This is a genomic window from Stenotrophomonas sp. YJH_SMC_36 (assembly GCF_059369935.1).
The window spans coordinates 125,704-144,423 of sequence record NZ_JCAFTD010000007.1 but is presented as its reverse complement, the minus strand read 5'-3'; the positions used below and the strand labels follow the sequence as shown (position 1 = coordinate 144,423).

Genomic DNA, 18,720 nt, shown 5'->3' with positions numbered 1-18,720 from the left:
ACCCGCCGGGCATGGCCCGGCGCTACCACATACCGGTTCCGGTAGCGCCGGGCCATGCCCGGCGAACGCGGAAGGCGCGCTTACACGCCCATGTAACGGCCGGGCCGGTGGTTGAACATCAGCACCAGGCTGAGCACCACCGCGCCGATCGCCGAATACATCACCTTGGACGGCGAAAGCACGAAGAACGCGGCGATCATCAGACAGGCATCGTAGGACATCTGCACCTTGCCGGCGCTCCAGCCACGGGTGCGCTGCAGGTAGACCGCCAGGATGCCGATGCCGCCCAGGCTGGCGCGGTGGCGGATGAAGAACAGGATGCCCAGCCCCGACAGCGCGCCGCCGACGATCGCCGAGTACAGCGGATGGATGTGCGAGAAATCGATCCAGCGCGGCAGCAGATCGGTCAGTACGCCGCAGGCGGTAACCGCGGCAAAGGTCTTCAGGGTGAACTCCCAGCCCATGCGCCGCAGCGCCACCCAGTAGAAGGGCAGATTGACCAGCACGAACACCAGCCCGAAGTTCCAGCCCATGGAGTAGTGCAGCAGGAACGCCATGCCGGCCATGCCGCCGATCATCAGCCCGCCCTTGGCAAAGATGGCCAGGCCCAGCGAGGCCACCATCGTCGCCAGCACCATGCCCTGCACGTCCTCGGCCACCGAGTGGCGCAGCGCTTTCTCGTCGGCGGTGGTACCGGCGCTGTCCGGCGGCGGAGTCAACGGACCGGCGGTGACCAGGTGGCCGTCAGCGTCGTCGCACGGCGCGGGGCCATGGGAAGGATGGGACATGCGGGTGGGGGGACAGCGGGGGGAGGCGGTATTAGACACGATCCGCATGACAGTTGCAGATGAAATCGTTCAGCTGGATGCGCCGCCCTGCCTGAGGGCTCCCCGGAAAGCATCAGCCTGCGCGGCAGCGGGCAGCGGGCAGCGGCGGCGCCGTATCATTCCCGCATGCCGCGCGAAAACCTCAACGACCTGCAGGCCTTTGTCCACGTCGCCCGCGAGGGCAGCTTCACCCGCGCGGCCGCCCAGCTGGGTGTCTCCCAGTCCGCGCTCAGCCACGCCATGCGCGGCCTCGAAGAGCGGCTCGGGGTGCGCCTGCTGACCCGGACCACCCGCAGCGTCTCCACCACCGAGGCTGGCGCCCGCCTGCTCGCCACGCTGGCACCACGCCTGGCGGAGATCGAGCACGAACTGGCCGCGTTGGCCGAGTACCGCGACCGCCCCGCCGGGACCATCCGCATCAACGCCACCGGCCACGCCGCTGAGTATCTGGCGTGGCCGCGGCTGGCCCCCCTGCTGCAGCGCTTCCCCGACCTGAAGATCGAATTGACCACCGACTATGGCCTGGCCGACATCGTCGCCGAGCGCTATGACATCGGCATCCGCCTCGGCGAGCGCCTGGCACGCGACATGATCGCCGTGCCCATCAGCCCCCCGCTGCGGATGCGCGTGGTCGGTGCCCCGGGTTACTTCCGTCAGCACGCCGCCCCCGCGCATCCGCACGACCTGGCCAGCCACAACTGCATCACCCTGCGCCTGCCCACCCATGGCGGACTGATGCCATGGGACTTCGGCCAGGATGGCCACGAACTGAGCGTGCGCGTGAGCGGGCAGTGGACCTTCAACACGATGGGCATGACCCGCAGCGCGGCACTGGCCGGCAGCGGGCTGGCCTGGCTGCCGGAAGACCAGGTCCTGCCGATGCTGGACGATGGGCGCCTGCAATCGGTGCTGGACGACTGGTGCCCGCCGTTCGATGGCTACTACGCGTACTACCCCTCGCGCCACCACGTGACCCTGGCGATGCGCACGGTGCTCGATGCCCTGCGCGGGCCGATGATGGACCGATGAGTGCGGGCCCAAGGCCCGCACCCACCACGATCAGCCCTTGACCTGCGCCGCACGCTGGGCGTTGTAGCGCTCGCCGACGATCGAAACTTCATCCAGCGCCTGCGCGATGCGCTGCCGTTCTTCGCTCGACAGCTGCAGGTCCACCGCTCCCAGGTTCTCTTCCAGGCGATGCACCTTGGTGGTACCCGGAATCGGCACGATCCAGTCTGCCTGCGCCAGCAGCCAGGCCAATGCCACCTGTGCCGGGGTGGCACCGCGGGCGGCGGCAATGGCGCCGATCCGGTCCACCAGCGCCTGGTTCGCCCGGCGCGCTTCGACTTCAAACCGCGGCACGGTGTTGCGGAAGTCGTCGGCCTCGAACGTGGTATCTGCATTGATCGTACCGGTCAGGAAGCCCCGGCCCAGCGGACTGAACGGTACGAAGCCGATGCCCAGCTCCTGCAGGGTCGGCAGCAGTTCGCGCTCCGGCTCGCGCCACCACAGCGAGTACTCGCTCTGCACCGCAGCCACCGGCTGCACGGCATGTGCGCGGCGCACGGTGGCGGCACTCGCTTCGGAGAGCCCGAAGTGGCCGACCTTGCCTTCGGCAATCAGGTCGCGCACGGTACCGGCGACGTCCTCGATCGGCACGTTGGGATCGACACGGTGCTGGTAGAACAGATCGATGTGGTCGGTACGCAGGCGCTTGAGGCTGGCTTCGGCCACGGCACGGATGTTCTCCGGGCGGCTGTCCAGCCCGGTATCGGCCTGGGCATTGCGGAAACCGAACTTGGTGGCGATCACCAGCCGGTCCCGATGCGGCGCCAGCGCCCTGCCCAGCAGTGCCTCGTTGGTGTACGGGCCATACACCTCAGCCGTGTCGAAGAAGGTGACCCCGCGCTCCACGGCTGCGTGCAGCAGCGCGACGCCCTGCTCCAGTTCCACGGGCTTGCCGTAGCTGTGGCTCAGGCCCATGCAGCCCAGGCCGAGGGCGGAAACCTTCAGGCCGCTGCGGCCGAGTTCACGTGTCTGCATTGTCATGCTCCAGAGGGGGAGCGCTGACGATACGCCTGCGGCGCCATCGGATTGAACCGGCTGCGCCGCAGTCGGTCATGACTGGATTTCATGAATCCGGCCGCCCCGGTGATCTTCCGCGGCGCCGGGCGATGCCCGGCTGCCGTCCCCTGCTGCTTCAGCGGATCTCGGAGATTTCCACGCCGTCCAGCCCCTGCGACAGGGTGCGCGCGTCACCGCCCTGGCTCAGCTTGATGCGCAGCCGCACTTCGTTCTGCGAATCGGCGTACCGCAGTGCATCCTCGTAGCTGATCTCACCGGCCTGGTACAGCTCGAACAGGCTCTGGTCGAAGGTCTTCATGCCCAGCTGGACCGATTCCTTCATCACTTCCTTCAGCTTGTGGATCTCGCCGTCGCGGATGTAGTCCTGCACCAGCGGCGTGCCCAGCAGGATCTCCATCGCAACCTTGCGCGAGCGGCCATCGGGGGACGGCACCAGCTGCTGGGCGACTACGCCCTTGAGGTTCAGCGACAGGTCCATCAGCAGCTGGTTGCGACGGTCTTCCGGGAAGAAGTTGATGATGCGGTCCATCGCCTGGTTGGCGTTGTTGGCATGCAGAGTCGCCAGCACCAGGTGGCCGGTCTCGGCGAAGGCGATGGCGTGGTCCATGCCTTCGCGTGTACGCACCTCACCAATCATGATCACGTCCGGCGCCTGGCGCAGCGTGTTCTTCAGCGCGGCCTCCCAGCTGTCGGTATCGATGCCCACTTCGCGCTGGGTGATGATGCAGCCCTCGTGCTTGTGCACGAACTCGATCGGATCCTCGATGGTGATGATGTGGCCGGTGGAATTCTGGTTGCGATAACCGATCATCGCTGCCAGCGACGTCGACTTGCCGGTGCCGGTCGCACCGACGAACAGGATGATGCCGCGCTTGGTCATCGCCAGCGTCTTGATGATCGGCGGCAGGCTCAGTTCTTCCACGGTCGGGATGCGCGTCTCGATGCGACGCAGCACCATGCCCACCTGGTTGCGCTGATAGAAGCAGCTCACGCGGAAACGGCCGACACCGGACAGGCCGATGGCGAAGTTGCATTCGTGGGTCTTCTCGAACTCTTCGCGCTGTGCCGGCGTCATCACGTTCAGCACCAGGTCGCGGCTCTGCTGCGGCGTCAGGGGTGTCTGCGTGATCGGCGCGATCTTGCCATTGACCTTCATCGCCGGCGGCATGCCCGCGGTGATGAACAGGTCCGAGGCGCGCTGGTGCGCCATCAGCTTGAGGAAGGAGGTGAAATCGATGGTGGTGGCGGTGGTGTTCACGGCAGGCTCCCAGGAGGCATGTGCCAGGCTTCAGTCGATGGTCGGAACATCGCGGAGTCGCCGGCGCGGTCGCGCGCCGGGGCCCGCTTCTGCCTTGCCTTACTCGAACAGTCGCTTGTCCTTGGCGTACTCGCGCGCCTGGTTGCGGGTGATCAGGCTGCGCTTGACCAGGTCCTGCAGGTGCTGGTCGAGCGTCATCATGCCCTGCTGCTGACCGGTCTGGATCGCCGAGTACATCTGCGCCACCTTGTCTTCGCGGATCAGATTGCGGATGGCCGGCGTGCCCACCATGATCTCCCACGCTGCGGTACGGCCGCCGCCCACCTTCTTCAACAGTGCCTGCGAGATCACCGCGCGCAGCGACTCGGACAGCATCGAGCGCACCATCGGCTTCTCGCCGGCCGGGAACACGTCGATGATGCGGTCGATGGTCTTGGCCGCCGAACTGGTGTGCAGGGTGCCGAACACCAGGTGGCCGGTCTCCGCGGCGGTCAGTGCCAGGCGGATGGTTTCCAGGTCGCGCAGTTCGCCGACCAGGATGATGTCCGGGTCTTCTCGCAGTGCCGAGCGCAGTGCCTCGTTGAAGCCATGCGTATCACGGTGTACTTCGCGCTGGTTGATCAGGCACTTCTGCGAGGTGTGCACGAACTCGATCGGATCCTCGACAGTGAGGATGTGGCCGTATTCGCTCTTGTTGATGTAGTCGATCATCGCGGCCAGCGTGGTCGACTTGCCCGAACCGGTCGGGCCGGTCACCAGGATCAGGCCCTGCGGCTGCTGGATCAGTTCGCGGAAGATCGGCGGGCAGGCCAGATCCTCCAGCGTCAGCACCTCCGACGGAATGGTACGGAACACCGCGCCCGCACCCCGGTTCTGGTTGAACGCATTCACGCGGAAACGTGCCAGCGACGGGATCTCGAACGAGAAATCCACTTCGAGGAATTCCTCGTAGTCGCGGCGCTGCTTGTCGGACATGATGTCGTACACCAGCGCATGGACCTGTTTGTGATCCAGTGCCGGGATGTTGATGCGGCGAACGTCGCCGTCCACGCGGATCATCGGCGGCAGGCCTGCGGACAGGTGCAGGTCGGACGCTTTGTTCTTTACGGAAAACGCCAACAGCTCGGCGATATCCATGAGCGGCTACTCCCCAATAACGGCTTCGACTGGAAGGATCTTTCCCCGGGCGGCAGTATAGCCTCCTGATCGATTGGAACGCGTTACGTGGCCACTGCCCTGCCCCAGATCCTGAGCACCCTGCACGCTGCGGCGGAGGCCGCCGGACGTGCGCCGCCGCGCCTGCTGGCGGTCTCCAAGACCCAACCGGCCGAGGCCGTGGCCGCCCTTGCTGCACAGGGCCAGCGCGCCTTCGGCGAAAACTACGTGCAGGAGGCGCTGGCCAAGATGCAGGCGCTGCAGCACCTCGACCTGGAATGGCACCTGATCGGCCATCTGCAGTCCAACAAGGCCGAAGCGGTGGCCACGCATTTCGACTGGGTGCAGAGCGTGGACCGTCCCAAGCTGGTGACCGCGCTGGCCCGCCATCGACCGGCGGCGCGCGGAGCGCTGAACGTGCTGATCCAGGTCAACATCGATGATGAATCGAGCAAGCACGGCTGCGCGCCAGAGGACGTCCAGGCCCTGGCCGAGGCCATCGCCGCCGAGCCTGGCCTGCGGTTGCGGGGTCTGATGGCGATCCCGGCGCCGTGGCCGGAGGCGGAACGCCGCCGCGACGCATTCGTGCGCATGCGCACACTTTTCCAGACACTGGCCGACCGCTTCCCGCAGGTCGATACCCTTTCGATGGGCATGAGCAGCGACTACACCGAGGCCATCGCCGAAGGCGCCACCCTGGTGCGCATCGGCACCGCCCTGTTCGGCGCCCGTCCGCGGCCGGCCTGACATTCCGAGGAGACTTCCATGGCAGCAGATTCCATCACCTTCATCGGCGGCGGCAACATGGCACGCAGCCTGATCGCCGGCCTGATCCGCCAGGGCGTGCCTGCCACGCGCATCCACGTGGCCGAGCCGGTCGCCGCCGTGCGCGATGCGCTTGCCAGCGACTTCGGCGTGCATACCCACGACAGCGCCAGCGCGGCCGCCGCGCAGGGCCAGACCTGGCTGCTGGCGGTCAAGCCACAGGTACTGCGCGACGTCTGCCAGTCGCTGCAGCCGCTGGCGCAGGACAACCGACCGCTGGTGGTCTCGATCGCCGCCGGCATCACCAGCACGCAGCTGCAGCGCTGGCTGGGCGGCACGTTGCCGGTGGTGCGCGCGATGCCCAACACGCCCGCGCTGCTCGGTGCCGGCGTCACCGGCCTGTACGCAACACCGGCAGTGGATGCACCGCAGCGGGCCCAGGCCGAGCACCTGCTGGCCAGTGCCGGACGCACGGTATGGATCGACAGCGAGCCGTTGATGGATTCGGTCACCGCTGTCTCCGGCAGCGGTCCGGCCTATGTGTTCCTGCTCGCCGAAGCGATGGAAGCGGCAGGCATCGCCCAGGGTCTGCCCGCCGACGCCGCACGCACGCTGGTGGTGCAGACGCTGCTGGGCGCCTCACGCATGCTCGATGAAGCGGGCGAAAGTCCCGCCGAGCTGCGCCGCCGCGTGACCTCGCCCAACGGCACCACCCAGGCTGCGATCGAAAGCTTCCAGGCCGGCGGCTTCGAGGCACTGGTGGATGCCGCGCTGCGCGCCGCACAGGTGCGCGGCCAGGAACTGTCAGCGGCAAACGACTGATTCCTTGGGGTCAGATCCCTCTGCCGGGGCAAAGGGATCTGACCCCATCTCCCCCGATGCTCATTGCCCCAACGTGGTCATGACGAAGTCGACGAAGCACTGCAGGCGCGGGCGCGGGCGACGGTCCGGCAGATAGATCAGGTGCATCGGCCGCGGCGCCGGCAGATGGTCGCGCAGCAGCGGTTTCAGCCGGCCCGCGGCGATCTCCGTGGCCAGCAGCGCCGTCGGTTGCAGAATCAATCCGGCACCCGCCACGGCAGCCTCGCGCAGCGCGAAGCCGTCATTGCTGGTGAGCCGTGCCTCCCAGTCCACATGCTCGCCACTGGCCAGCTGCCAACCGTGCCCGCCACGCCACGCCAGGTGGCTCAGGCAATCGTGCCCCTGCAGATCCGCGGGCGTCCGCGGCGTGCCTCGACGGCGAAGGTACGACGGCGCTGCGCACAGGCTCATCGCATAGGGGGGCAGCGGACGCGCAACGATGTCCGCCGAGGGCAGCGGACCGACCCGGATCGCCGCGTCGAAGCCGTCTTCGATCAGGTCCACGCGGCGATTGCTCAGATCCAGTTCGATGTTCAGCAGCGGCTGTGCACGCAGCAGCTCGGCCAACCGGGGCGCCAGCACGCAGCTGCCCCAGGTGGTGGGAGCACTGACCCGCAACACACCGCGCGGCTGCAGCTGCAGGCCGGCCACGTCCGCCTCGGCCTGTTGCACCTGTTCCAGCACCTGCCGGCAACCGGCCAGATAGGCGCTGCCCGCTTCGGTCAGGCGCTGCCGCCGCGTGTTCCGCTGCAACAGCGCGGTGCCGAGGTGGCTTTCCAGCTGCTGGATGTACTTGCCCACCATCACCGCAGACACCTGCAGGTGCTCGGCGGCAGCGGCGAAACTCCCGCGCTCGGCCACGGCGACGAAGGCCTGCATGCAGCGCAGCATGTCCATTGCTAAGTCCTGATTAGTAATCAGCGAATCATACGCAGCTTACCAAACCGCGTCGTCACGGCGCAGACTGCGCTTCGTCTCCCCCAAGCAAGGAACCGTCATGAAGATTCTTCTCGTGGGCGCCACCGGCACGCTCGGCCAGGCCGTCGCGCGCCAGCTCGGCCAGCAGCACCAGATCCTGGACGCAGGGCGCAGCAGCGGCACGCTGCGCGTCGATCTGACCGACGATGCCAGCGTCAACGAACTGTTTGCCCGCACCGGCGCGGTCGATGCGGTGATTTCCACAACAGGCAAACTGCATTTTGGTCCCCTGCGTGACATGACGCCCGAACGGTTCAACGTCGGCCTGCAGGACAAGCTGCTCGGGCAGGTACGGCTGGCACTGGCCGCCCAGCATCACCTCACCGCCGGTGGCTCGATCACCCTGACCAGCGGCATCGTCAGTGCCCAGCCGATCCGCGATGGCGTCAATGCAACCTCGGTGAACGCCGCGCTGGAAGGATTCGTGCGCGCAGCGGCCCTGGAGCTGCTGCCCCGCGGGCTGCGCATCAATGTCGTCAGCCCGAATGTGCTGGTCGAATCAATGGATGCCTACGCGCCCTACTTCCCCGGCTTTGAAGCGGTCACCGCCCAGCGCGCGGCACTGGCGTACCAGCGCGCGGTGGAAGGCATCCTGAGCGGTGAAACGATCACCGTCTGGTGATGCATGATCCAGCCTGGCGTGCCCTCCGATGTGCCGGGGCCTCAGCCCCAGCGCATCGGACCGTCACCCCGTTCCCCGAGGACATCGTCGGGGTTGGCCAGCCGGCAGCGCTTCAGTGACAGGCAGCCGCAACCGATGCACCCGGTCAGTTCGTCACGCAGCAGCTGCAGCATGTGGATGCGCTCATCCAGCTCGGTCCGCCAGCGTGCAGACAGCGTGGCCCAGTCGGCCTTGGTCGGTGCCCTGCCCTGCGGCAGGCTTTCGAAAGCGCGCGCCACCGCCTCCAGCGGCATGCCCACGCGCTGTGCAACGCGTATCACCGCCAGCCGGCGCAGCACGTCGCGGCTGAAGCGGCGCTGGTTGCCCGAGGTACGCAGGCTGCTGATCAGGCCCTTGCGCTCATAGAAGTGCAGTGCGGATACGGCCACGCCGCTGCGCTGCGAAACCTCACCCACACTCAGTTCCTGCGACACCATTGCTTGACCTCAACTATAGTTCAGGTGTCATGCTGCGGTCTTCGCCGCCGGATGACAAGCGCGGCCTCCCAGACTTTCCGCATGACCCCGACTCCATCTGCTGCCGACGCCGCCCCTCCTGCCGAAACCTCCATCCTCTCCGCGCGCTATCGTGCGACCACCCTCGGCATGGTCGCCCTGGTTTCGCTGCACGCCTTCGAAGCGCTGGCGGTGGCCGCAGCCATGCCCACCGTCGCCGCCGCACTCGACGGGCTCCGCCTGTACGCGCTGGCCTTCGGCGGGACCCTCGCCACCAGCGTCATCGGCATGACACTCGCTGGCCTCTGGGCCGACCGGCACGGGCCCGCGCGGCCGCTGTGGTGGGGCCTGGCGTGCTTCGTACTGGGCCTGCTGCTGGCCGGCCTGGCCACGCACATGGGGATACTGGTGGCCGGGCGGCTGCTGCAGGGCCTGGGCGCGGGCGCGATCTCGGTCTCGCTGTATGTGATGGTCGGCCGTACCTACCCCGAATCGCTGCGGCCGAAGGTGTTCGCAGCATTCTCCGCTGGCTGGGTGGTGCCGTCGATGATCGGCCCGGCTGCGAGCGGGCTCATCGTGCAGCACCTGGGCTGGCGGTGGGTGTTCCTGGCCGTGCCGCTGCTGGCGCTACCCGCTGCATTGCTGCTGCGACCTGCACTGTCACGCCTGCAGCCCTCGCCTGCGGGCGACAGCGGCAATCGCAGCCGGGTGGTGCGCTGGGCCAGCGGCGCGTCGCTGGCAGCGCTGCTGCTGTATCTCGGCGGGCAGCAGCAAGGGATGGCGGCAGTGCTGTGCATCGCTGTGGCGATGCTTGCGCTGCTGTTCTGCGTGCAGCGGCTGCTGCCTGCCGGCACCTTGCGCCTGCATCGCGGCCTGCCCAGTGTGATCGCCCTGCGCGGCATCGCCGCTGCGGCATTCTTCGCCTGCGAGGCCTACCTGCCACTGCTGCTGCAGCGCGAGCGCGGGCTGTCACCCAGCGGGGCCGGCGCGGTGTTGAGCCTGGGGGCATTGGGCTGGTTCGCCGGGTCGTGGCTGCAGGGCCACCAGCGCAATAGCTGGTCACGCCAGCAGCTGCTGCGCGCGGGAACGCCGCTGATGGCGATCGGTATCGCGGCCACGCTGGCGGTGCTGTTCCGCACGGTACCGCTGCCGGTGGCTCTGATCGGCTGGACGCTGACCGGCTTCGGCATGGGCATGATCTACGCCAGTCTTTCGGTACTGACCCTGTCCCTTTCGGCACCGCACGAACAGGGAGCCAACACCTCGGCGCTGCAGTTGAGCGAGGCGCTGGCGGTCACCACCGCACTGGCCGTCTCCGGCGCGCTGTTTGCCCTGTTCGTGGACGACAGGCCGCACACCGGCTACGTGCTGTGCCTGGCGATCACCCTGGGCCTGGCTCTGCTGTCCACGCTGATTGCACGCCGGGTGTAACGCCACCGGTTGATTCGGCCGTGCGTGGCCCGGCGATCAGTGCGGTCATGGCGTGGCCGCCGCGTCCACATCATCGATGTCCCGATGCAGGATGCGGCGCACCTCCAGCACGGCCTGCGGCGATTCCTGCACGCTGTGTCCGGAGATGATGACCTTCTCCGACAGCGCCCCCGGCAGGTGCGCGCTCCAGTACGGCACCAGCCCATCGTCGGATTTCTCCAACGGCAGTTCCGGTTTGCGCTGGGCGATGATCGAGTGGTACTTCAGGCCCGCTTCGATCGGCAGCTGTGCGGCCGCCTTCACGAACGGATCGCTGGCCTTGAGGTTGTCGATGCTGTTGGGAATCTTCGGCTTGGCGGTGCCGTCAACCTGCTGCTCGGCCTGCGCCAGCGCCAGGAACACATCCTCGAACTTGCCCAGGATGGTCAGCGGCAGGCGCACCAGGCGGCCGATCAGGCGGCCGACCCTGTTGCCGGCGATGTCGGTGCCCTGATGCGGAGCGGCGATGAAGATCGCCCTTTCCACATTCGGCTGCGCCTTGAAGTGCAGCAGCGGGCCCAGTTTGTTCTGCACCCGCTTCAGTCGTTCACCCTTCAGGTCATAGTTGGCCAGCAGGTCGTTCCACAGCACATCGCCCGAGTCGCTCACCAGCAGGCGGGCCAGCACGCCGCCCATGCTGTGACCGATGTAGACCATGTCCTTCGAGGCGCGCGTGCTGCCATCCGGGTCGAAATGCTTCAGCGTGTCGTTGAATGCAGTAGCGATCTCATAGCGGTTCAGCGCGATCGGCGCGTTGGTCGGGTAATACACCTGCCACACCTGGAACTGCTGGCGCAGCTCGGGATCGCCCATGATCTCGTTGGCCAGGTTCACCCACGCTTCCGGGCTGCTGGCCAGGCCATGCAGCATGAAGATGATGCGGCGGTTCGGATCCCACGGCTGCATCAGGTAGATGTGCGGCTCACCGATACCCTCGCTCATGCCGAACAGCGTGCGCAGCGATTGCCGGGCGAAGCCACTCTGCGCCAGCCACAGGCCGTAGGCGGCAGTGAAGTTGCCGGCCAGCGGCACCTGCTCGCCGTGCAGGGTGATGCGCTCGGTCGCTTCGGGCGAATAAGCGTCCAGCTCGACCCGGCGGGTACGCATCACGTCCTCCAGCGTGCTGCCCTCGAAGCGCAGCAGCGCGGTGACGTTGATCGAGGACATCTCGCTGAACTCCGGCACCGCATCATCATGGCGATGGCGGCGACCACGACGCGCATCGCTGTCGTCGTCCTGCCCGCCGTCCGCCTTCGGGCCATCTGCGGAGACCGCCGGAGCAACCAGCTTCGGCGGGTCCATCACCATCACCAGCTCCGCACCGAAACCGTCGCGTCGATAGGTACTGCGCAGGCCGACGAAGCTGACCGTGCCAGCGGGTACCAGCTGCGCCGGAATGCTCTTCAGGGCCAGCTGCTGGTAGTTGGAGGCCAGCGACCAGCTGCCGACCGTGATCGGCTTCGTATAGTCCTCGCCGGCGAGCGCGGCGGCGCGCGCCCGCACGAACAGAACCACCGCGGCCTTCTCGGCTGCATAGTTGTAGTAGTCGCGCACCTGCGTCTGCCGGTCCTCGAACGCCCGATCGGACGGCGAACGGCCGCTGTAGAACAGGTAGGCGTAGGCATAGCGCGCCGCTTCCAGCCATGCATCCAGTGCGGCATCGCTCATCGGTGGATCGCCCGCCGCCGTCTTCTTCGGGGTCAGCGCCAGCGCTGCCTTCACCCACAGCTCCGACAACGCGGACAGCCGCTGTTCGACGTTGAGATCGTCGGTCATCAACAGCGTGCTGCGACAGACCACGAAGTCCTTCTCGCACTGCGACTCATCCAGCCCGGCTGCACTCAGCGTTTCCCGGGCCGCCGGGCTGAGCTTGCCGGTGTTGAGCACATCGGCACGCTTGTTGACCAGCGAGTCACTGGATTTCACCTGCTTGACGGTGACCATCGCGCAGCCGCTGCCGGCCAGCAGCATGAAGATCGCCAGCGACGCCGGCAGCACGCGCTGCCAGCGGGAAAGTGTGGACATGAGCATCACTGCGGGTCCTGCTCGGTGCCGGGCACGCCCTGGCGGATCACGGTGGAAAAGTTGCCGCCGTCACCCAGGTCCAGCGCGCGCTGGGTGATCCGGCCCTTGGCATGCAGCACTGCGTACGGCACCCCCGGCGTCAATGCACCGACCTCCTGCGCGTACTCGGCCAGATAGCCGGACAGCAGCAGGCGGTAGTCCAGCGGCAGCCGCGGCGCGATATGCCTGGCCAGATCGAAGACGATGGTGGTGCAGTTGCTGGTCAGCGTGTTGTAGAAGCCGGGCTTTGCATCCAGCTCGCGTGCCTGCGCGATGTAGGCAGCGAACAGTTCCTTCAACTGTGCGCGGTCCATGCCATGCAGGCGGTACAGATAGACATCCTCGCCACGCGCGTTGGTACGCGTGCGGATGATGTCGGTCTCTTCGGAGGCCACCAGGGTCATCTCGAACTTGCGGAAGAATCCCCCCAGTGCCGAGAACGATTCCCCGCGTTCCTTGCGGATCTCCAGCGAGAACACGACATGGCGGCCATCGTCGAAGCCGAACGAGATCAGCGTGTGGGCGATCGCCGGCCCCATCCAGTACGAAAGCACCAGGTCGGCCGAACGCAGCTGGTCCAGGTCGTACGTGCGGCGCACCCAGCGCGCGTCATAGTCGGTTTCGCTGCGCCAGGTGAAATCGCGCACGTTGTCCAGCACCACATGCCGCCCATCGAAGGAGACCACGTGCAGGCGTTGCGCTACGTCATCGGCCCAGACGCGATCCTGGCGCGGGGTCAGCAGCATCCACCACCCCAGCGCCAGGGCCAGCGCCACGCCGAAGGCCATGCCGAGCCGTCGCGTGCCATGGCCACGGGCAACCCGCCAGGACGCCCACAGGGCGGACAGCACCCACAGTACCGCCACGGCCGACGCCAGCCAGCCCGGCCCCGGCAGCTGATAGAGCAGCAGGCCAGCCATCCACAGTGCCAGCAGTACCATCACACTTCCTGTCATCCAACGTCCTGCGGCTTTCACTGGCGTCCTGTCGTGGTCCCGGGGGCGCATAGTTAGCCACAAGCGGGTTCGCCCTGGTATCTACGGCCCGTTCAGGCTGCTGGGTGCACCGTCTGCAACGCCGTTTTCCACATACCGTTCCCTCTTCCAGGAGCATCGATGGGCATTACCTCCGTGGCCGGTGTTGCGGTCCAACCCCAGCACAGCGCCCGCTGTCATTGCGGTACGGTCGAACTGCTGCTGGACCTGCCGGACGGCATCGTCGACCCGCGCCGCTGCGACTGTTCGATGTGCCGCCGCCGCGGCGCCATCGCCGCCAGCGTCGCCCTCGCAGGGCTGCAGGTGGTGCGAGGGCGGGACCATCTGCGGCTGTACCAGTTCAACACGCATGTGGCCGAGCACTACTTCTGCGATGTGTGCGGCATCTACACCCACCACCGTCGGCGTTCGAACCCCGACCAGTACGGCTACAACGTCGCCTGCCTGGAGGGCATCGATCCCTTCGCGCTGGGCGTGATTCCGGTCAGCGATGGCGTGAACCATCCGGCCGACCGCCCGGCCTAGTGCCGGGTTCGGCGTGTCGGCGCGGCGACCTTCTGCCAGGGCGCCATGCCGCTGCGGCCGGCCCGCGCGGGGCGTTTGCGCCAGGGCCGGCGTGGCGCGGGCTCCGCTTGAACGGGGCTCGGCGGAGGCGCGGGCCGGCGTGCAGGCCAGAAATGATCAAGCAGCCACATGGTCGGTCTCCGTGGGGGCGGGGACGATCAAGCGTGGACGTTGGCCTGCATAGCCGGCGTGAGGCATCGACGACGCCACGATGACAGGCGGCGAAGCCCTGTGCGCGCACCACGCCGCAGCCGCATCGCGGACTGGGCGGCACCTCTTGACGCCCGCGCTACAGTGATAATTCCCCTCCTGCTGCAGGTGCCCCCGGATGCCTTCGTTCTCCGATGCCCAGGCTGCGGCCCGCTATCACGGGGGACCGCTGCGGCAGGTACCTGGATTCCTCGGTCTGCAACAGATGGCCCACCTGCTGCTGGCCGAGCACGTGCCCGAGCACGGCCACGTGCTGGTGCTCGGCGCCGGTGGCGGCCTCGAGCTGAAGGCCTTCGCTGACGCCCACCCGCACTGGCGCATGCTCGGAGTCGATCCGGCCGGCCCGATGCTGGCGCTGGCCCGCGAAACGCTCGGCACACGGATGAACCACGTGGAGCTGCTGGAGGGCTACATCGAGGATGCCCCGGCCACGATCTTCGATGGCGCCAGCTGCCTGCTGACCCTGCACTTCCTCGATATCGACCAGCGCCGGCATACCCTGCGCGAACTGCGCAGGCGGCTGCGTCCGGGCGCGCCATTGGTGGTGGCCCACCACAGCGTCCCGCAGGAGCCGGAGGCGAAGCTGCGCTGGTTGAGGCGCTATGCGGCCTTCGGCGAGGCTTCCGGCATTGCCCGTGCGGATGCACAGCGCGCGATCACCGCCATCGCCGAGCGCCTGCCGCTGCTGTCACCGGAACAGGAGGTGGAGGTGCTGCAGGAGGCAGGCTTCAAGGACATCGAGCTGTTCTACGCCGGATTCACCTTCAAGGGCTGGGTCGCCTACGCGGCCTGACGAACCTGCAGAGCCGGCGCTCGCCCGGCCAAGCCCCGCACCTCGCACTTTTCCAGGGCCGCCCGGGAGAAGGGGCTCCCGTGCGTCGACCCGGAATGCACGTTATTGCATGTTCATGCACGAATATGCACACTTATCCCATGAACGCCGATTCCAGCCCCCTCCCCGCCGAACGTACCCGGCAGATCCTCGAGGAACTGCGCCAGCAGGGCCGCGTGATCGCCGCGGAACTGGCGCGTCGTTATGCGGTTTCCGAAGATTCGATCCGCCGCGACCTGCGTGAACTGGCCGCCCAAGGCCTGTGCCAGCGCGTCTACGGCGGCGCCGTGCTGCCGCCGCCGAAGGAGCGCCCGCTGCGCGAGCGCCTGACCCGCGATCGTGGCGACAAGGCCGAACTGGCCGCGCGCGTCTGTGCCCTGCTGCAACCTGGGCAGGTGGTGCTGCTCGATGCCGGTTCGACCAACCTGGCCATCGCCCAGCAGTTGCCGCCCGAACTGGCACTGACGGTGATTACCAACGCGCCGCAGATCGCCACCGCCGCCAGTGTGCATGAAGGCACTTCCGTGCAGCTGATCGGCGGCCGCCTGGCCAGCGGCGGCGGCGCGGTCGGTGCTGAAGCACTGGCCCAGGTGCAGCGCCTGCGCGCCGACGTGTACCTGCCCGGCCCGTGCGCGGTGGACGGCGACACTGGTGTGTGGGCGATGGATGCCGAAGAAGCCACCTTGAAGCGCGCCATGGTGGCCTGCAGCAGCCGCGTCATTGTCGCCGCCACCACCGAAAAACTCGGTGCCCGTGGCCACTGGCAGATCGCCGGCCTCGACGAGATCGACGACCTGGTGCTGACCACATCAGCCCCGCCCGCACTGGCAGCGCGCTTCCTCGCTGCCGGTATTGCGGTGCACCCCACCCCGCCCTGACCGAACCGCCCATGTCCGTTGCCTACCGCGCGCGTGCCGAACAGCACGCGACCCGCGCTGCATTCTTCATTCCCGGCTTCGCCACGGCACTGTGGGCGACGCTGGTACCGTTCGCCAAGGCACGCGCGGACCTCAACGACGCCACGCTCGGCCTGGTGCTGCTCTGCCTGGGTGCCGGTTCGCTGCTGGCGATGCCAGTGGCGGGCGTTCTGGCCGCGCGGCTGGGCTGCCGCCGGGTGATGGTGGCAAGTACGCTGTTGATCTGCCTCACCGTGCCGGGCCTGGCCCTGGCCGGTTCAGCGTGGCTGCTGGGCCTGGTGCTGTTCGTGTTCGGTGCCGCGGTAGGCGCGATGGACTGCACGATGAACGTGCAGGCCGTGGTGGTCGAGCGCGAAGCGCGGCGTGTGATGATGTCTGGCTTCCACGCCTTCTTCAGCATCGGCGGCTTCCTGGGCGCGGCAATGATGACCGTGCTGCTGTCCCTGCAGCTGCCTCCGCTGGCATCGGTGCTGATCGGCGTAGGCGCGATGCTGCTGGCGATGCTGCTGTCGGCGTCGTACTGGCACCGCGAGCGCATGCCGCAGGACACGCCGATGCTGGCCATGCCGCACGGCATCGTGCTGTTCATCGGCGTGCTGGCCTTCGTCGCGTTCCTCGGCGAAGGCGCGATGCTGGACTGGAGCGCGGTCTTTCTCAGTGACGTGCGCAGCGTCGATGCGCGCATGGCTGGCATCGGCTATGTGATCTTCACCCTGACCATGACCGTGGCCCGCCTGCTCGGCGATGCACTGGTGGCGCGGGTGGGACGCGAACGCGCCATCGTGTTCGGTGGCCTGCTCGCTGCCAGTGGCGTGCTGGTGCTGACGCTTGTCACGCCCTGGCAGGTCTCACTGGCCGGTTATCTGCTGGTCGGCCTCGGCTGCGCCAACATCGCGCCGGCGCTGTTCTCGCTGGCCGGCCACCAGACCCGCATGCCCGGCGCGCTGGCGATCACCGCCGTGTCCACGCTGGGCTTTGCCGGCATTCTTGCCGGCCCGGCACTCATCGGCTTCGCCGCCAATCATTTCGGCCTGATCGCTGCATTCATCGGTGTGGCCATTGCGCTGCTGCTGGTGGCGGTGTCCACGCGCTGGCTGCGGGTGTAGCGCGCGGCATCAACGGCGCCGACGCCGGACCTTCATCCGCAATCGTCGATAACCGATCACCGTAGCCGTCGCGCACAGCGCGGTGCCGGCGGTGCTCAACAGCAGCAGCACGCCCAGCCGGGCCGTCTCCTGCCGCAGCATTGCCGGCAGGTCCCAGCTGTGCAGGAAGTAGAACAGCCAGCGCCCGACGCGCTCACGATGCCCCAGGGTCAGCAGTGGATCGCCGCTGGCCAGATCGAAGTAGACGCGCGTCGCCTCGGCATCACCGAAGTCCGCCACGGCCACCGGGAAGCGGCGCACCGCCGCGCCGTTCATCGCCTCCGGCGCACGTGGATAGAAATAGGCATCCGCTGCATGCAGCAGCGCGAACCGATGGATCGGCGCGGCAGACATCGCCTGCGCCTTCTGCTGCAGCCATGCCACCGGCAGCAGCGGCATCATCCGGAGATGCCCTTCGTCTGCGGATACGATGCGCGTATCGCCCTGCCCGTCCAGCAACAGCGCGAACAGCTCACCGCCGATGCGCCGCCACTGGATCTCCACCGGCATGAACAGCCCATCATGGGCCGCAGCCAGCAGCGCTGCCGGTTCGCCCAGTGGGCCATTCACCGCCACCGCATCGCCGCGATACTGCGCCGTGTCGATCGCCGCGCGCGTACTGCTGAACACGCCCAGCGGATTCATCGACATCAGCCCGCTGAAGATCCAGGTGAACACGAACGCCGCAGCCGCCAGACCGATCAGATGATGCCAGCGCATCCACGGCTCGACGTACGGCGTCTTCGCACCGGAACGATAGTGGCCAGCGAAGCGCCAGCGCCACACCCCCACCACGATGCCGCTCACCGCCACCACCGTGCACAGTGCGGACAGCACGATCACCACCCACGTCCACACCGGGTCCACCGACTGCATGCGCAGGAAGTACAGCCAGTGCAGCCAAGCGCCCACATAGTTCCAGCGCTGCTGCACATGCGGTGCATCCAGCACCACCTCGCCGGTGCGCGAAGACACATACAGGTCACCCGGCCGCGCACCGCCCACCTCGACCCGGTACAGCGGCCGATGCGCATCCAGCGCACGCGAATGCGTCCAGCGGTCCTCATCCACGCGCATCGCACCCACGAATGCCGGACCGCCGGCAAACTGCGCCGCCGAGGCTTCGGCGCGCTGTGCCGATACTGGCAGCAGGACCTGCCCGGTGCGCGCCGACCAGGCTCCCACGTGGCTGCCACTACGCACCACATAGGCGGGCTCGCCACGCAGCGTGGTCAGCGCCACGCTTTCCGGCTCAGCCTGCACGGCCGCTGGCAACGCCGACAGTCCCAGCAGCCCATGCGCGTCTCCCAGCACCGGCAACGCCGCCAGCCGCTCGCCGGGCGTCAGCTTCGGGTAGCCGACGAACAGCATCACCATGCCGCTGACAAACCACAGCAGCATCAGCAGGCATCCGCCGATGCCCAGCCAGCGGTGCACCAGGTAGGTCCAGCGCTTGGCAGTGGATCGCAGCGACATGG

The 18,720-nt window shown here is 67.6% G+C and carries 18 protein-coding genes; 9 read left to right on the top strand and 9 right to left on the bottom strand.

What is annotated here, in order from left to right:
* Nucleotides 1-80: 80 nt before the first annotated feature.
* Nucleotides 81-788, bottom strand: coding sequence for a YitT family protein (locus tag AC5P76_RS14735; protein ID WP_053519265.1), 708 nt, complete (start codon nucleotides 786-788; stop codon nucleotides 81-83).
* A 165-nt stretch (nucleotides 789-953) separates the two neighbouring features.
* Here AC5P76_RS14735 and AC5P76_RS14730 point away from each other — a divergent pair, with 165 nt between their 5' ends.
* Nucleotides 954-1,856, top strand: coding sequence for a LysR family transcriptional regulator (locus AC5P76_RS14730; RefSeq protein ID WP_053519263.1), 903 nt, complete (start codon nucleotides 954-956; stop codon nucleotides 1,854-1,856).
* Nucleotides 1,857-1,886: 30 nt separating this feature from the next.
* Here AC5P76_RS14730 and AC5P76_RS14725 read toward each other — a convergent pair whose 3' ends face one another.
* The 3 genes from AC5P76_RS14725 to AC5P76_RS14715 form a co-directional block, all read right to left on the bottom strand.
* Nucleotides 1,887-2,870 carry an aldo/keto reductase gene (locus AC5P76_RS14725; RefSeq protein ID WP_253118891.1) on the bottom strand — a complete coding sequence of 328 codons (984 nt, stop codon included), beginning with the start codon at nucleotides 2,868-2,870 and terminating at the stop codon, nucleotides 1,887-1,889.
* A 157-nt stretch (nucleotides 2,871-3,027) separates the two neighbouring features.
* On the bottom strand, nucleotides 3,028-4,170 hold the full coding sequence (locus tag AC5P76_RS14720; protein ID WP_074900446.1) for a PilT/PilU family type 4a pilus ATPase: 1,143 nt from the start codon (nucleotides 4,168-4,170) through the stop codon (nucleotides 3,028-3,030).
* 99 nt (nucleotides 4,171-4,269) lie between these two features.
* Nucleotides 4,270-5,307, bottom strand: coding sequence for a type IV pilus twitching motility protein PilT (locus tag AC5P76_RS14715; protein WP_053519259.1), 1,038 nt, complete (start codon nucleotides 5,305-5,307; stop codon nucleotides 4,270-4,272).
* Nucleotides 5,308-5,394: 87 nt separating this feature from the next.
* On the opposite strand from AC5P76_RS14715, the gene AC5P76_RS14710 reads away from it, so the two are divergent.
* Together AC5P76_RS14710 and proC are read left to right on the top strand one after the other, a co-directional pair.
* Nucleotides 5,395-6,072: a YggS family pyridoxal phosphate-dependent enzyme gene (locus AC5P76_RS14710; protein ID WP_128989763.1), complete on the top strand. Its 678-nt coding sequence runs from the start codon at nucleotides 5,395-5,397 to the stop codon at nucleotides 6,070-6,072.
* 18 nt (nucleotides 6,073-6,090) lie between these two features.
* A complete protein-coding gene (gene proC, locus AC5P76_RS14705) occupies nucleotides 6,091-6,912 on the top strand; it encodes a pyrroline-5-carboxylate reductase (protein WP_053519255.1) in 822 nt (273 codons plus the stop codon).
* Nucleotides 6,913-6,972: 60 nt separating this feature from the next.
* Here the strand turns inward: proC and AC5P76_RS14700 are convergent, their stop codons facing one another.
* The gene (locus AC5P76_RS14700) at nucleotides 6,973-7,848 is read right to left on the bottom strand and encodes a LysR family transcriptional regulator (protein WP_111187135.1); all 876 of its coding nucleotides are present in this window, start codon (nucleotides 7,846-7,848) and stop codon (nucleotides 6,973-6,975) included.
* Nucleotides 7,849-7,948: 100 nt separating this feature from the next.
* Here AC5P76_RS14700 and AC5P76_RS14695 point away from each other — a divergent pair, with 100 nt between their 5' ends.
* The gene (locus tag AC5P76_RS14695; protein WP_053519252.1) at nucleotides 7,949-8,551 is read left to right on the top strand and encodes a short chain dehydrogenase; all 603 of its coding nucleotides are present in this window, start codon (nucleotides 7,949-7,951) and stop codon (nucleotides 8,549-8,551) included.
* Nucleotides 8,552-8,592: 41 nt separating this feature from the next.
* On the opposite strand, the gene soxR is transcribed toward AC5P76_RS14695, so the two are convergent.
* Nucleotides 8,593-9,027, bottom strand: coding sequence for a redox-sensitive transcriptional activator SoxR (gene soxR, locus AC5P76_RS14690; RefSeq protein WP_253118890.1), 435 nt, complete (start codon nucleotides 9,025-9,027; stop codon nucleotides 8,593-8,595).
* 81 nt (nucleotides 9,028-9,108) lie between these two features.
* On the opposite strand from soxR, the gene AC5P76_RS14685 reads away from it, so the two are divergent.
* On the top strand, nucleotides 9,109-10,476 hold the full coding sequence (locus AC5P76_RS14685) for an MFS transporter (RefSeq protein ID WP_253118889.1): 1,368 nt from the start codon (nucleotides 9,109-9,111) through the stop codon (nucleotides 10,474-10,476).
* Between the two features lie 45 nt (nucleotides 10,477-10,521).
* On the opposite strand, the gene AC5P76_RS14680 is transcribed toward AC5P76_RS14685, so the two are convergent.
* Both AC5P76_RS14680 and AC5P76_RS14675 read right to left on the bottom strand, forming a co-directional pair.
* Nucleotides 10,522-12,540, bottom strand: a complete 2,019-nt coding sequence (locus AC5P76_RS14680) for an esterase/lipase family protein (protein WP_253118888.1) — start codon at nucleotides 12,538-12,540, stop codon at nucleotides 10,522-10,524.
* Nucleotides 12,541-12,545: 5 nt separating this feature from the next.
* A complete protein-coding gene (locus tag AC5P76_RS14675; RefSeq protein WP_253118944.1) occupies nucleotides 12,546-13,520 on the bottom strand; it encodes an Lnb N-terminal periplasmic domain-containing protein in 975 nt (324 codons plus the stop codon).
* A gap of 174 nt (nucleotides 13,521-13,694) precedes the next feature.
* On the opposite strand from AC5P76_RS14675, the gene AC5P76_RS14670 reads away from it, so the two are divergent.
* The 4 genes from AC5P76_RS14670 to AC5P76_RS14655 all read left to right on the top strand — a co-directional run bounded on the left by AC5P76_RS14670 (nucleotide 13,695) and on the right by AC5P76_RS14655 (nucleotide 17,203).
* Nucleotides 13,695-14,099 carry a GFA family protein gene (locus AC5P76_RS14670; protein ID WP_053519241.1) on the top strand — a complete coding sequence of 135 codons (405 nt, stop codon included), beginning with the start codon at nucleotides 13,695-13,697 and terminating at the stop codon, nucleotides 14,097-14,099.
* 367 nt (nucleotides 14,100-14,466) lie between these two features.
* Nucleotides 14,467-15,141: a class I SAM-dependent methyltransferase gene (locus tag AC5P76_RS14665; protein WP_253118887.1), complete on the top strand. Its 675-nt coding sequence runs from the start codon at nucleotides 14,467-14,469 to the stop codon at nucleotides 15,139-15,141.
* A gap of 140 nt (nucleotides 15,142-15,281) precedes the next feature.
* Complete coding sequence (locus AC5P76_RS14660) at nucleotides 15,282-16,058, top strand: DeoR/GlpR family DNA-binding transcription regulator (protein WP_065175969.1); 777 nt, start codon at nucleotides 15,282-15,284, stop codon at nucleotides 16,056-16,058.
* An 11-nt stretch (nucleotides 16,059-16,069) separates the two neighbouring features.
* Entirely contained in the window at nucleotides 16,070-17,203 is a 1,134-nt protein-coding gene (locus AC5P76_RS14655; RefSeq protein ID WP_253118886.1) for an MFS transporter, read from the top strand.
* A 9-nt stretch (nucleotides 17,204-17,212) separates the two neighbouring features.
* On the opposite strand, the gene AC5P76_RS14650 is transcribed toward AC5P76_RS14655, so the two are convergent.
* Entirely contained in the window at nucleotides 17,213-18,718 is a 1,506-nt protein-coding gene (locus AC5P76_RS14650) for a PepSY domain-containing protein (protein WP_253118885.1), read from the bottom strand.
* Nucleotides 18,719-18,720 lie beyond the last annotated feature (2 nt).